This window comes from Mycobacterium paragordonae (assembly GCF_003614435.1).
In the GTDB taxonomy this organism is placed as follows: Bacteria; Actinomycetota; Actinomycetes; order Mycobacteriales; family Mycobacteriaceae; genus Mycobacterium; species Mycobacterium paragordonae.
In genome coordinates this window covers 732,520-746,707 of sequence record NZ_CP025546.1, presented here as the reverse complement: position 1 = coordinate 746,707, position 14,188 = coordinate 732,520, and the positions used below count along the sequence as shown (strand labels likewise).

9 protein-coding genes and 1 pseudogene are annotated in these 14,188 nt (G+C 65.1%); 7 read left to right on the top strand and 3 right to left on the bottom strand.

The features are described from left to right. Positions 1 to 137 precede the first annotated feature (137 nt). The 3 genes from C0J29_RS03370 (at position 138) to C0J29_RS03360 (ending at position 4,106) form a co-directional block, all read left to right on the top strand. Positions 138 to 1,322, top strand: coding sequence for a type III polyketide synthase (locus tag C0J29_RS03370; RefSeq protein WP_120791522.1), 1,185 nt, complete (start codon positions 138 to 140; stop codon positions 1,320 to 1,322). Positions 1,323 to 1,371: 49 nt separating this feature from the next. After that, positions 1,372 to 3,075, top strand: coding sequence for an ATP-binding cassette domain-containing protein (locus tag C0J29_RS03365; protein ID WP_120791521.1), 1,704 nt, complete (start codon positions 1,372 to 1,374; stop codon positions 3,073 to 3,075). Positions 3,076 to 3,392: 317 nt separating this feature from the next. Then, a complete protein-coding gene (locus C0J29_RS03360) occupies positions 3,393 to 4,106 on the top strand; it encodes a PE family protein (protein WP_133449451.1) in 714 nt (237 codons plus the stop codon). A 106-nt stretch (positions 4,107 to 4,212) separates the two neighbouring features. Here C0J29_RS03360 and adhE read toward each other — a convergent pair whose 3' ends face one another. Then, positions 4,213 to 6,807 (bottom strand): bifunctional acetaldehyde-CoA/alcohol dehydrogenase, encoded by a 2,595-nt coding sequence (adhE, locus tag C0J29_RS03355; protein WP_277950734.1) that lies wholly within the window; start codon positions 6,805 to 6,807, stop codon positions 4,213 to 4,215. Positions 6,808 to 6,986: 179 nt separating this feature from the next. Here adhE and mtnA point away from each other — a divergent pair, with 179 nt between their 5' ends. From mtnA to mug, 3 genes are read left to right on the top strand one after another with little or no spacing between them, the layout of a single operon-like run. After that, positions 6,987 to 7,952 carry an S-methyl-5-thioribose-1-phosphate isomerase gene (mtnA, locus tag C0J29_RS03350; protein ID WP_120791518.1) on the top strand — a complete coding sequence of 322 codons (966 nt, stop codon included), beginning with the start codon at positions 6,987 to 6,989 and terminating at the stop codon, positions 7,950 to 7,952. 33 nt (positions 7,953 to 7,985) lie between these two features. Then, positions 7,986 to 10,583 carry a flavin-containing monooxygenase gene (locus tag C0J29_RS03345; RefSeq protein WP_120794523.1) on the top strand — a complete coding sequence of 866 codons (2,598 nt, stop codon included), beginning with the start codon at positions 7,986 to 7,988 and terminating at the stop codon, positions 10,581 to 10,583. Beyond that, on the top strand, positions 10,580 to 11,086 hold the full coding sequence (gene mug / locus C0J29_RS03340) for a G/U mismatch-specific DNA glycosylase (protein ID WP_120791517.1): 507 nt from the start codon (positions 10,580 to 10,582) through the stop codon (positions 11,084 to 11,086). The genes C0J29_RS03345 and mug overlap by 4 nt, the downstream gene beginning before the upstream one ends. Here mug and C0J29_RS34720 read toward each other — a convergent pair. Beyond that, positions 11,087 to 11,203: pseudogene (locus C0J29_RS34720) on the bottom strand (aminobenzoate oxygenase); the annotation flags it as partial. A gap of 122 nt (positions 11,204 to 11,325) precedes the next feature. Between C0J29_RS34720 and C0J29_RS03330 the strand changes: the two are divergent. Continuing rightward, positions 11,326 to 12,912, top strand: a complete 1,587-nt coding sequence (locus C0J29_RS03330; RefSeq protein WP_120791516.1) for a PE family protein — start codon at positions 11,326 to 11,328, stop codon at positions 12,910 to 12,912. Positions 12,913 to 12,985: 73 nt separating this feature from the next. Here C0J29_RS03330 and C0J29_RS03325 read toward each other — a convergent pair whose 3' ends face one another. Beyond that, positions 12,986 to 14,086, bottom strand: a complete 1,101-nt coding sequence (locus tag C0J29_RS03325) for a ferritin-like domain-containing protein (protein WP_120791515.1) — start codon at positions 14,084 to 14,086, stop codon at positions 12,986 to 12,988. Between the last annotated feature and the right edge of the window lie 102 nt (positions 14,087 to 14,188).

Here is a 14,188-nt window from a genome sequence, read left to right as displayed (position 1 = left end):
CCAGACACCAAGAATCCGTAGAGCTTTCGCCAATATCCCGCACCGAAACTACCAGTAACTGAATCACAGTTGCGGACACATCGGAGATCGATCACCGATCATCGTTGCCGCCGAACGACTTTGAAGAAGGAACGCATATGTACGTCAACGACGAGCTACTCATGTGCCGGCAGGGCGGCGGCGACGTGGCCACTCTTGCCCAGCTGCCCCCCGCCCCTCCGACCACGGTGGCGGTGATCGAGAGCATCGCCACAGGAACGCCTGGTTATGTCGTCGATCAGCTACAGGTTGCCGACCAGGTCGCCGCGCTCTTCGACAATCCCGAACAGCGCGAGAGGATTTCGCGCCTGTACCGCAAGACCATGATCCGCACCCGACGGATGGTGGTCGACCCGCTAGAGCCCGAATTCGATGCGCTGCGGCGCCGGGCGGGAACGATCCGGCAACGGATGGACCTGTTTTACTGCCAGGCAGTTCCCTTGGCCGTCGAGGTGGCCGGGCGGGCCCTGGCGTCCGTCGACGACCCGTCCACGGAGATAGGAATGCTGGTGTTTGTCACCAGCACCGGCTTCGTCGCTCCCGGTGTCGATGTAGCGGTGGTCAAACAACTGGGCCTTGCCCCCTCGGTTTCGCGCGTCGTGGTCAATTTCATGGGATGCGCGGCTGCGATGAACGGCATACGCACAGCACGGGATTACGTTCGTGCCCATCCGAGCAGGAAGGCACTCGTCGTGTGCATCGAGCTCTGCTCGGTCAACGCCACTTTCGCCGACGACATCAACGACGTCATCATTTCCAGCCTTTTCGGTGACGGGTGCGGAGCCCTGGTGATCGGTGCCAGCGAGTGCCAGCAACCGCTGAACCAGGGCAACGTGGTGATACGCGACAGCTTCAGCGCGCTGCTCGATGACGCCGAAGATGGCATCGTTCTCGGTGTCAACGACAACGGCATCACGTGCGACCTGTCGGAGAACCTGCCGACTTACATCTATGACAGCGTCAACCCCGCGATCACCGAGGTATTGCGGGAAAACGGATTACAGAAATCGGACATCGATCTGTGGGCGATTCATCCGGGCGGACCGAAGATCATCGAAGAATCGGCCCGATCGCTGGGCATCGCCGTCGAGGAGGCCGCGCCCAGCTGGGATGTGCTCGCTCGGTTCGGCAACATGCTCAGCGTTTCGCTGCTCTTTGTCCTGCAACTCATGGTGCAACAGGCAGACGGGAAGGACGACATCTCCACGGGTGTGGCGTTCTCCTTCGCACCCGGCGTCGCCGTCGAAGGAATGGTCTTCGACATCATCGGCCGCTGCCCCTGAGCACCAACACCACGGCACGTCACAAGGCGAATTCGAAAGGCTCACAACAATGCAACTCGTCAAGTTCTTGTTCTCGATCTCATGGGCCCGCATAGTGGCCGTCTTTGTCGCCGGCCTGATCAGCGGCGTGGCCAGCACCTATCTACTGACACTGCTCAACAGCGTGCTGTCGCCGGAAAACCATTCCGGCGCAACCCTGCAACGCTTTGCGCTGACGGGGTCGGTGGCGCTGGCCGGTGCGGTGCTATCCCAGGTTCTACTGATCCGCCTCACCCAGGACGCGATCTACCAACTGCGGGAAGGTCTGAGCGCCAAGGTGATCTCGGCCCCGCTGGAGGATCTGGAGCGAATGGGACTACACCGGCTCATCGCAACCCTGACCGAGGATGTGCGGTCGCTGTCGCAAGCGGTGACGGCCATCCCCAACATGTGCATCGACGTGACCACCATCCTGGGGTCTCTGACATTCCTCGCCGCCGTGTCGGGTCCGCTGTTCGCGGTGACCATCGCGGGCACGTTGATCAGCATCGCCAGCGCTGAGACGGTGCTGCGGCAAGTGCGGCGCATCTACCATCAGGCTCGCGAGAACGAGGACGCGCTGTTGCGGTCGTTTTCCGCAATGACACTCGGCATCAAGGAACTTAAGCTGCACCGGCGTCGGCGCCACGACTTCATGGATCGCCACCTGCTCGGGTCGGCACGCACCCTGCGAACCCAGAACGTCAGGGCCGGCTCCTGGCTCTCGGCGGCGCAGGGCTTCGGTCAGCTCTTCCAGCTCGCCACAATGGGTCTCATCCTCTTCGTGATCGCCGCGGCACTGCAGCTGCCGAGGGATGCCATGGTCAGTTACCTGCTGGTCACGATGTTCCTATCGAGGCCGATGCAAAGCCTGATGAGGCAGATCCCGGAACTGCTGCGCGGCGACGTGGCGCTGAACAAGATCCGCACGCTGAACTTGTCCATGGAGGGCCCCCAGGACAGGGAACAACCGCCCTGCCTCGAGCGTCCTGCCGCCGGCTATGCCCGGCTGGACCTGAGCAACGTCAGCTACACGTATCGGTCGGAGCTGGCCCCGTCGGTTCCGCAGGGTCCGGGTGCACCCCCACCGAAGGCGGGCCCGCCGCCGGTCCCCCACGCCCATCCGCGAGGCAGCGGGCCGGGGTTCCATCTCGGTCCCGTTGACCTGAGCTTCGAACCTGGCCAGATCACCTTCATCGTCGGAGGCAATGGAAGTGGGAAATCGACTCTGGCCAAGCTGATTACGGGCCTGTACCCACCGGCGAGCGGATCGCTCGTGCTCAACGGCGAAAAAATCGGCCACGACAACATCGAATGGTTCCGGCAGAACTGTTCAGCCGTCTTCGCCGACTACCACCTCTTCGAGGACTACCTGGGATTCGACCGGCCCGGGATCGACGATGAGGTTCGCCACTACCTGCACCGGTTGCAGATCGCGCACAAGGTGACGGTGCACGACGGTCGACTGTCGACCGTTGCGCTGTCGCAGGGTCAACGCAAACGACTGGCGCTGCTGACCGCACTGCTGGAGGACCGGCCGATCTACCTGTTCGACGAGTGGGCCGCCGACCAGGAGCCACGGTTCCGCGAGGTGTTTTACACCGAATTGCTCACCGACCTGAAGAACCGCGGCAAGACCGTCATCGTCATCACGCACGACGATCGCTACTTCCACTGCGCGGACCGGCTGGTCAAGCTCGATTTCGGGGAGGTAGCGACGTTGGGGGCTGTTTAGAGCCGAAGGTCCTTCGTAGAGGCTCTTTGCAAACCCTTGTCTGGTCCTAGCCTTATCTTTAGTCCCCTGAGAATCATTTATATGTTCACCGTCGGTCGAATACGGATCGAAGAAGCGGTAACCTGCAGAACCGCTTCGCCGCCGTTTTGCGAGGGCCAGCACACGAACGCACCAACTCAAGACAGTTCGGACACCCATCCCTTGTGTCCGATTAGAGCCGAAAGTCCCTATTCGAAGGCGTAGGTCTCGCGCGACCCTTTCTCCTGACGGTGAGTCGATGAGGTCGGGTCCCAGAAGGACGAACCGGAGGAGTGAAGATGTCTGCTGTAATCGCAGCGCCGGATGTGATGAAAACCGCGGCAATCGATTTGTCGGCAATAGGTTCGTCCCTGCGTTCCGCGCACATCGTGGCAGGTCCTCCTACGGTGACAGTGGTGCCCGCCGCCGCCGACGAAATTTCGGCAAGCATTGCGGACCTGTTCTCCGGTTATGCCCGCGACTATCAGAAGCTAGCCGGAGAGGCAGCCGCGTCCTATGAGGATTTTGTGCGGCGATTGACTGCCAGTGCGGGCGCATATGCGAGTGCTGAAGCCGCCAACGTGGCCTCGTTGCTTCAGCCCCTGACGGCAATTGCAGCTCCGGTTGCCGCTGCGGCTACGGGCCTTCAGGAGTTGGTCGATCTGGGGACGAGTCTGGTTTCGAACGCCGTAATACTCATCGGTGGGGGCCTATTTTTATTGGCCGCGTCGGTTTTCGTTTCTTGGCTTGTAGCAGACATTGCGTTACTTTTGTTAGGGGGCGTTGCCGTCAGCGCGATCGTTTCTTTGCCCTTTTATCCTTTAGTTCTTTCGTTGCTCGACTCGGTTGCACAATCTCTGATCGCCGTCACGTATCCGATCTTTGCAGCATTCCCTATCTTTGGGACGTTATTCGCTGCTATCGGCGGCGGATTCATTGGCGCGGGCATCGTCTTTTTCTTGCCACTGATTTTAGCTTTCCTGTTTTTGATAAATGCAACCGGTCTGGGCTGATCAGTTTCAACCCATCATCAGTGGTCGAGACCCGTTGGTACCGCAGCAGTTAAAGGTGTGCCCTCAAGGCAGAGCGAACTCCCACAAGCCGCTCCGCCAGCGACACTCACCCCCCTGCGCCGTAATACCCCAAGCGCAGCAACTCCGTAATCTCAGTGACCAGCGGCATCCGCGGGTTGGTCCGGTTGCTGAGATCCTCGAAAGCCGTCATCGCCAGCCCCGGCAGCGCCGCCAGGAACTCCTCTTCGGCGACGCCCATGTCCCGCAGCGAGCGTGGCATCTCAACGGAACGAAGCAGATCCTCGACTCCCCGGAACAAGCGACCGCGGCTGTCTTCAGGTTCGTGGCCGCCGAAGATGAGCTGGCCGATCTGGGCGTACTTGTCTGGGGCGATGTAAGCCGAGTAGCCGGGAGCAGGCATGAATTTGCTTGGCAGGCCTGAGTTGTAACGGAGCACGTGCGGCAGGAAGATCGCGTTCGCCCGCCCGTGCGCGATGCCGAACTTGGCGCCGACGGCATGGGCCAGCGCATGGTTGGTCCCGACGAACGCGTTCGAGAACGCGAGCCCGGCCAGCGTGGCCGCATTCGACATGTCGGTGCGCGCCACCAGATCGTCGGGGTCTCGGTACGCCTTGGGCAGGGACTCGAAGATCAGGCGCGCCGCCTGTGCGCACAGCGCATCGGTGTACGGCGACGCGAAGATGGAGACCGCCGCCTCCAGCGCATGCGTCAGCGCGTCGATACCGGTGTCTGCGGTCAGCACCGGCGGCATCGACGAGGCCAGCTCGGGGTCAATGATCGCCAGCTCCGGCACCAGGCTGTAGTCGACCAGCGTCTCCTTCTTGCCGCGCACGGTCAGCACCGCCGCCGGCGACACTTCCGAGCCGGTTCCCGAAGTCGTTGGTATCGCGACCAATTGGAGACGGTGCCGGTCGGTCGGATAGTCGGCCACCCGCTTGCGGGGGTCGAGGAACGGCATGGTCAACTCGTCGAGGGACTTCTCCGGGTGCTCGTAGAACAGCCGCATCGCCTTGCCGGCATCGAGCACCGAACCGCCGCCCACGGCGATCAGGACGTCGGGTTGCACCCGTTGCAGCAACTCGACACCGCGCCCGATGGTCGTCTCGTTCGGCTCCGGGGTCACTTCGCTGAACACCTGTATGTGGCGGGCGCGCATCTTGCCGCGCACCAGATCGACCACACCTCGCTCATCGCTCACGGCATCGGTGACCACCACAACGGTGTCGCAATCGAGGTCGCGCAAATTTTCCAGCGCACCGGCGTTGAAGAACGTGTTGGACGGGACCCGGAACCACTGCGGCGGGGTGCGACGCTTCGCGACGGTCTTGATGTTGAGCAGCTGCCGGTAGTTGACGTTCTCGGTCGTACTCGACCCGCCCCACGTGCCGCATCCCAGCGAGAAGGTCGGGGTCAGATTGTTGTAGACCCCACCCAGCGCCCCTACCGCGGTCGGTGCGTTCACCAGGATCCGCCCGGTACGCACCGCCGCGCTGTACGCGTCGATCACCGCCTGATCGTTGGAGTAGACCGCCGAGGTGTGGCCCAGGCCGCCGTGTTCGGTCACCATTACCGCCACATCTATTGCGTGCTGCACGTCGCGGGCCCGAACCACACCGAGGACCGGCATTAGCTTCTCCTGCAGCAGCGGGTGCGCTGCGAGTTCGTCGAGGTCCGCGGGTAACGGAGCCAGCAACACCTTGACCGTTGGCGGTACCGAAAACCCAGCTCGCGCAGCAAGTTCCGGCGCCTTCTGACCCAGTGCGTCCAGCGAGATCTTGTCGCCACAGCCGAATGCGAACTGGGTTATCGCGGCGGCCTCGTCGTCGGTGAGCAGCCGCGCACCCATCCGCTCGAACTCGGCGATCATCGCGTCGTACACCTCGTCGTCGATGATGCAGGTCTGCTCAGCGGGGCAGATCACCGAAGAGTCAAAGGTTTTCGAGATCAGGATGTCGACGACGGCACCCTTCACGTCGGCGGTCTTGTGGGTGTAGATGGGGGCATTTCCCGGCCCCACGCAGAGCCCCGGCTTCCCGGTCGCACTCGCCAGCGCCACGATCTTCGGCCCGCCGGTCACCCAGATGAAGTCGACCTTGGGATGTTTGAACAGATAATGCGTCACCTCGTGGGCGGCGTCCGGGATGACCTGCAGCGCACCCACTGGCATCCCGGCAGCTTCGGCCGCCTCACGCATGATCTCGACGCTGCGCTCGCAGGACCGCACCGCATACGGTGACGGCCGGAACACGATGGCATTGCGGGTCTTGGCGGCCACGATCGCTTTGAACAGAACCGTCGACGTCGGGTTGGTCACCGGGGTGATCGCGAGCACCACGCCGATCGGTTCGGCGACTCGGACGATGTTGTTCTCGATGTCCTCTTCGACGACCCCCACCGACTTCTTGTCACGCAGGTAGTCGTGCAGGAACTCCGTCGCCACATAGTTCTTGACGACCTTGTCCTCGAAGACGCCGAACCCGGTTTCCTGGATCGCCAAGCCCGCCAGCTCGGCAGCGGCACGAAGCCCGGCGCGAACCATCGCCTCGACGATCCGGTCCACCTGGACCTGATCGAGCTTGCGGAATTCGGCGGCCGCCGCGGCGGCGACGTCCACCATCGCGTCGATCTCGTCGCGGCGGCGATCGTCGTTGTCCAGCTGACCGCTGTCGCCGGTGTTTATCGCGGCGGCCGCCAGCGGGGCCGTCCCCAGTTTCGTCGGCACTGTGTCGCCCTCCTCACGCAGCCACGTCGGTGGCTGCCAGTGCCATCGTCGGTCAGTCCCGACCGAGCGGATAGAGGCTTAAGTCCGTGCGGAGTCGGGGCTGCGGTCACCACATAGGCGCGAGCTAGGGTCGACACGTGCGCAGGACGATCGACTGGGACGGCGACTCGGTCACGATCATCGACCAGACCGCACTGCCGGCCGAATACCGCATCCTGCGCCTGGCCAGCGTCGACGACCTGATCGACGCGATCCGCCGCCTGGCGGTCCGTGGTGCCCCGGCACTCGGCGCGGCGGGGGCACTCGGCGTGGTACTCGCGGCCCGTCATGGAGGCGACGTCCGGTCGGCCGCCGAACGGGTCGCCAACGCACGACCGACCGCCGTCAACCTCAGCTGGGGGGTCACGCGCGCACTCAGCAAGCTCGACGAGGGTGCCGAAGCCGTTCTTGCCGAAGCACTTTCGATCCTCGATGAGGATGAGCGCCTCAACCACAAGGCTTCCGGCCACGCCGCCGAGATCGTGCTCTCCCTCACCGACCGCCGCCCGCTGCGTCTACTCAGCCACTGCAACGCCGGCCACCTCGCCACCGTCGCCTGGGGCAGCGCGCTCGGCGTGGTCTGGCATCTGCACCGGCGCGGTTTGGTCGATTCCGTACTGGTGGATGAAACAAGGCCGCTGATGCAGGGCTCACGGTTGACTGCCTGGGAGCTGGCCCAGGCGGGCGTGCCCTACCGGGTGCAGCCCGACAGCGCCGCGGCGGCGGCGATGGCACGCGGCCTCGTCGACTGCGTGCTCGTCGGGGCCGATCGGATCGCCGCCAACGGCGACGTCGCCAACAAGATCGGCACCTACGGCCTGGCCATTGCGGCACGCCATCACAACGTGCCGCTCGTCGTGGTCGCGCCGTCATCCACCATCGACAGCACGCTGCCCTCCGGTGCCGGGATCGCCATCGAAGAACGAGCACCAGACGAACTCCGTACGTACGGTGCCACCACGATCACCCCATCGGACGCCGACGTCTTCAACCCCGCCTTCGACGTGACCCCGGCCGACTTGATCAGCGCCGTCGTCACCGAACACGGCCAATTTCACCCCTAAACAAACCGCTTCAAAGTAGTCATGATGTTTCACATGGCTGATCAACACTCCAACCCCGATGTCGTGGTTGTGGGCGCCGGCTTCGCCGGCCTGTACGCCGCGTACCGTCTCCGGCTCGCGGGTCTGTCAATGCGCATATTCGAGGCCGGTGACGACATCGGCGGCACCTGGTACTGGAACCGCTATCCGGGCGCGCGGGTCGACATCCCGAGCGTCGACTACATGTTCAGCTTCGATGCGGACTGGGCGCGCGACTGGCAATGGTCGGAGAAGTACGCGACGCAGCCCGAGATCCTGCGTTATCTGAACCACGTCGCCGACAAGCACGACCTCCGTCGCGACATCCAGTTCGGCACCCGGATCACGCATGCGCACTGGGACGACAACTCGTCCGGCTACCGCGTGCGCACCGATGGGGGTGAAGAGATCAGCTGCCGCTACCTGGTGATGGCGACGGGTTGCCTCTCAGTACCCAAGGATGTCGACATCGATGGCGTCGAGAACTTCACCGGTGAGGTGTATTTCACCAGCCGATGGCCGCACGAACCCGTCGACTTCACCGGCAAGCGCGTCGGCGTCGTCGGCACTGGCTCGTCGGGAATCCAGTCGATTCCGCTGATCGCCGCTCAGGCTGAGCAAGTGGTGGTCTTCCAGCGCACGCCGTGCTTCTCGATTCCCGCCCAGAACGGTCCCATTGCGCCGGAGAAGCTCGCGGAGATGGCCGACGAATCGGCCTATCGGCAGGCCGCGAAGTACTCCTTCGGCGGCGTTCCGGCAGAGCGCACCATCGTTCCGGCTTTCTCGGTGTCTGCCGATGAACGCCGGCAGCGTTACGAACGCGCCTGGCAACGTGGCGAACTGCTGGAAGTGCTCAACCTCTACGCCGATGTGATGAGTAACCCATTGGCCAACAAAGACTTTGCCGATTTCATTCACGACAAGATCCGCGCCATCGTGCGGGATCCGAAGACGGCCGATGCGCTGTGCCCCAGAACGTATCCGGTCGGCGCCAAACGGCTCTGCCTGGATACCAACTACTACGCCACCTTCAACCTGCCTCATGTCCGTCTGGTTAATCTGCAGGACCAGCCGTTGGTGGGCGTGACAGCGACCGGAATCGACACGGCCGGCGAATCTTTCGAGTTCGACGCGATCGTCTTCGCCACCGGCTTCGACGCGATCACGGGTGCCGTCGCCGCCATCGACATCGTGGGTCGTGACGGACTTGTATTGAAGGACAAGTGGTCTCACGGTCCGAACACCTATCTCGGCCTGATGACCGAGCGATTCCCCAACCTGTTCCTCATTGCCGGCCCGCAGAGCCCCTCGGTGCTCTCCAACATGGCGGTGTCCATCGAGCAGCACGTCGACTTCGTCGCCGACACGTTGACGTATCTGCGCGACCACGGTTTCGACCGGATCGAGCCCACCCAGCTCGCCGAGGCCGGATGGATGCAGCACGTGGACGACGCCGCGTCGATAACGCTTTTCCCACAGGCGAATTCGTGGTACGTCGGTGCGAACATCCCGGGCAAGCCGCGCACCTTCATGGCTTACGCCGCCGGGGTCGACTTCTACCGGGTGGCATGCGAAGAGGTAGTCGCCCGCGGCTACCTGGGCTTCAGGTTGTCCGGGCCCGACGGCGCACAGTGCAACGACGGCGTGGTGCGTCGTCTGCAGCCCGACGTCCAGATGGTCCTCGAGCAGATGGCGCTGATGGAATTGCCTCCCTTGGAGTCGTTGCCACCCGAGCAGGCGCGCGCTCTCATGAGCGAGATGAATCTCGCCCGCCCGCCGGGTCCGGACGTCGGCGAGATCGTCGACGGGACGCTACCCGGCGCGGCAGGGCCCCTGGCGTACCGGCTCTACCGGCCGGCGAGCCCGGGTCCACATCCCGTCGTCGTCTACTTCCACGGTGGCGGTTGGGTCCTCGGCGATCACATCTCGGACGATCCGTTGTGCCGGGACCTCTGCGTGCGCAGCGATGCGCTCATCGTGTCGGTGGATTACCGGCACGCTCCTGAGCACCGCTTCCCGGCGGCGCTGGAGGACGGCTGGGCGGCAGCGCGGTGGGTTGCCGAGCACGCGCAGGAACTCGGTGGCATCCCCGGCCGCCTTGCGGTGTGCGGCTGGAGCGCCGGCGCCGGCATCGCCACCGTGGTCTGCCGCTTGGCCAGGGACACCGGCTGGCCGACGATCGTCGGCCAGGCGTTGGTCACGCCGGTCGTCGATTCCGATCTGAGTCGCGGCTCCTACGCCGAGAACGCCGACGGCTACGGCCTCACCGCCCCGCTCATGCAATGGTTCTTCGACCACTACGCCGATCCTGAGGTACGGGGCGACCCCAGGATCGCGCCGTTGCGTACGCCCGACCTGTCGGGTCTGCCACCAACACTCGTCGTCACGGCAGAGTTTGACCCGCTGCGCGACGAAGGTGATGCCTACGCGGAAGCGCTTGCCGCGGCAGGGGTTTCGACGCAGCATGTGCGGGCCCGCGGGCACACGCACCTGTCGCTGACCATGGTGGACGTGGTGGTCTCCGGCGCGCCGATCCGGGCACAGATCGCCGACGCACTGCGCGGGTTCTTTGCAGCCGACACCGCCAAGAGTGCGGCGTTGGTTCCGGGTTGACCGGATACGACGCAGACGTTTTGGCGCACGGCCTCGAGGTCGTCTTCTGCGGGATCAACCCTGCTGCCACGGCGGTCGCCGATGGCCACAACTTCTCCAACCGCAGTAATCGCTTCTGGCCGGTGTTGCACCTCGCCGGGTTCACCGACGTGCGCCTGCGTCCGTCGGAGGAGCGCCGGTTGCTCGAATACGGCTGTGGCATAACCGCTTTGGTCGCCCGGGCGACCAAACGGGCCGATGAAATATCGCTGGACGAGTTCCGGCAGGCGCGTCCGCAATTCGAGGCGAAGATGCGCCGCTACAGACCGCGAGTTATCGCGTTCCTCGGCAAGCGAGCCTTCTCGGCGATGATCGGCGAATCCGGAGTCAGCTGGGGGCGGTTCCCCGATCAATTCGCCGGGTCGACGGCTTGGATTCTGCCGAACCCTAGCGGACTCAACAGAGCTTTCAGCCTCGGCGACCTGGTAGCCGCATATGCCGAGCTTCGCAGTGCGCTGAATTAGTCAGCTCGCGCCCGCCGCAATAACCTGGTCCACCTCGAGGGCCCGTTCGGCCATCTCCGCGTGTGCCTTGTCCAGCGCCTCGGCCTGATCTTCATCGGCTTTCATCAGCGCCTCGAGCAATCTCGTCGAAATGAATCGGCACCGTGTGCAGGAGAGGATGATGGTCTCATCGCTTGGTGATGACCGGCGATCCCCGGGGGGGCATGGCGTAATCGTCATGGCGCGCTGGGAGGTGTCAGATGTCGTTTCTGATTGCGGCGCCAGAGGCGCTGGCAGCGGCGGTAGCGAATCTAGCCGGTATCGAATCGGCGCTGAGCGCGGCCAATGCGGCCGCGAGGGTCAATACGTCCGCGCTGGTGGCGGCGGGCGCCGACGAGGTGTCGGCGGCCATCGCGGCGGCATTCTCCGGGCACGCCCAGGGCTACCAGGCGCTCAGCGCAAAGGCGGCCGCGTTCCATGATCAATTTGCGCAGACGTTGGGTGCTGGTGCAGACGCGTATGCCGGCGCCGAGGCCACTGCGGCCACGCCCCTACAGCCCCTTCTCACTGCAATCAACGCGCCCTTCCTGACGCTGACCGGTCGCCCCCTGATCGGCAACGGCACCAATGGGACCCCAGGTACCGGGGCCAATGGCGGGGCCGGCGGAATCTTGATCGGTAGCGGCGGCAACGGCGGGTCCGGCGGGGTCGGCCAAAATGGGGGCGCCGGCGGGGCCGCGGGGTTGTTCGGCGTTGGCGGCGCCGGCGGGGCCGGCGGGCCCGGCACCACCAACGGCGGAGCCGGCGGGGCCGGCGGGTCGCTGTTCGGGGCCGGCGGCGGCGGCGGTGCGGGTGGATTCAATGTGGCCGGCACCGGGGGGAACGGCGGGGTCGGCGGGGCCGGCGGGCTGTTCAGCTCGGGCGGCACCGGCGGCCCCGGTGGCAGCGGTAACGGCGCTGGAGGTAACGGCGGGGTCGGCGGCGCCGGCGGTACTGCGGGACTGTTTGGCACGGGCGGCACTGGCGGTATTGGCGGGTTCACCGGCGCCGCCGTAGGAGGCAACGGTGGACCCGGCGGCTCCGGTGGGCTGATTGGCACCGGCGGCACCGGTGGCTTTGGCGGCGCCGGCGGCAGCGCCGGTGCAATCAGCGGGCATGGCGGGGCCGGCGGTAACGGCGGCATGCTCGGCGGTAGCGGCGGGTCCGGCGGCACCGGTGGTGGCGGCGGCGCAATCAACGGCGACGGCGGGGCCGGCGGCAATGCAGGCATGTTCTTCGGCGATGGCGGGGCCGGGGGCTCCGCCGGTGGCGGTGGCTCGATTGCCGGGGATGGCGGGGCCGGCGGCAATGCAGGCATGTTCGCCGGCGCCGGTGGCGCTGGCGGGGCCGGTGGCACCTCCGGTGCTATCGGCGGTAAGGGCGGCGCCGGAGGCCGAGCCGGAATGCTCTTCGGCACCGGCGGCAGCGGCGGCGGCGGCGGTGCGGCCTCGGGCGCCGCGATAGGCGGCGACGGCGGCGCCGGCGGCGCGGCCGGGATGCTCTTCGGCGACGGCGGGGCAGGTGGCGCCGGCGGTATCAGCGCCATCATCGGCGGAAATGGCGGGGCCGGCGGCGTGGCCGGGTTTATCGGCAACGGCGGGCTCGGCGGTGACGGCGGGACCAACACCACCGTCAACGCCAGCGGCGTCGGCGGCAACGGTGGTCGAGGTGGTAATGCCGTGCTGATCGGCAACGGTGGCAACGGCGGCAACGGCGGTTTCAGCGTGACCCCGGGCAAAGCAGGCAAAGCCGGCGCCGGCGGCACCGGCGGACTGCTCGGCCTGGACGGATCGCCGGGACTCCCGTAGCTAAGCCGTCGGCAGACGCTCATCGCTGCCGGGTTGTGGTCTCCGCTCGCGATATTCGCCTTGACCCTTAGGTTTAGCTCGCGCCCGCCGCAATCACCTGGTCCACCTCGAGGGCCCGTTCGGCCATCTCCGCATGTGCCTTGTCCAGCGCCTCGGCCTGATCTTCATCGGCTTTCATCAGCGCCTCGATGTCGAAGCCGGCCATGTCGTGAACACCCATGTCCCGGAAAGCCTTCTGGACCTTGTCACCCCACAAACCGATGTCTTTGACGATCGGCACGATGCGGCTGAAGAGGTGCGAGCGGAACTGGATCATCAGCGGCGACTTGTCGACCCAGTCGGCACACTCTTGAACATTCATGCCGAGGGTCTCGAAGACCTCTTCGCCGCGGAACCGGTCGCGCATCAGGTAGCAGGCGTCGACGACGAACTCCTCCCGCTCGCCCCTTTCGGCCTCCGTCAGGGCGGAGTAGTAGTCCTTCAGCGAGATTCGGCCGAAGGCGACGTGCCGGGCCTCGTCCTGCATGACGTAAGCCAGCACCTGCTTGGCCAGCGAGTCCGGCGCGGCCATGTCACGCAGCACCCCGAAGGCGGCTAGCGCAAGCCCTTCGATGAGTACCTGCATGCCGAGGTAGGGCATGTCCCAGCGCGAGTCGCGCAGGGTGTCGTCCAGCAGCGCCGTCAGGTTCTTGTTGATCGGGTAGACCAGGCCGATCTTCTCCTGCAGGAACCGCGAGAACGCCTCGACGTGCCGGGCCTCGTCCATGGTCTGGGTGGCCGCGTAGAACTTTGCGTCCAGGTCCGGCACGACCTCGACGATCTTGGCCGCGCAGATCATCGCGCCTTGCTCGCCATGCAGGAACTGCGAAAACTGCCAGGACTGGAAGTGCTGGCGCATCTCGTCGCGGCGGGCATCGTCAGCGGCGTCCCACATCGGGCTGCCGAACAGCGGGTTGAACTCGTCGGGCAACCCGATCGGGTTATAGGGGTCGACGTCCTGGGCCCAGTCGATGCGCAACTGAGCGTCCCACTGCTTGTCCTTGCCCTTCTGGTAGAGGGAAAGAAGCCGGGCGCGGCTCTCGTCGTACTCCCAGGTGAAGCGCGCGTCGCCGACACTGGGGACAGCCCACGAATACGGCGCGGGGACGTGGGTGTACTTGTCCTTCGTGGTCATGGGTTGCGGCCCCTCTCCCGGTGTGACCAGTGGTCATATGACGTGTATCACACCACAGTGCACCGCGTTGGGCAGGGCGTCAAGCAATTGGCGGTCGATGGC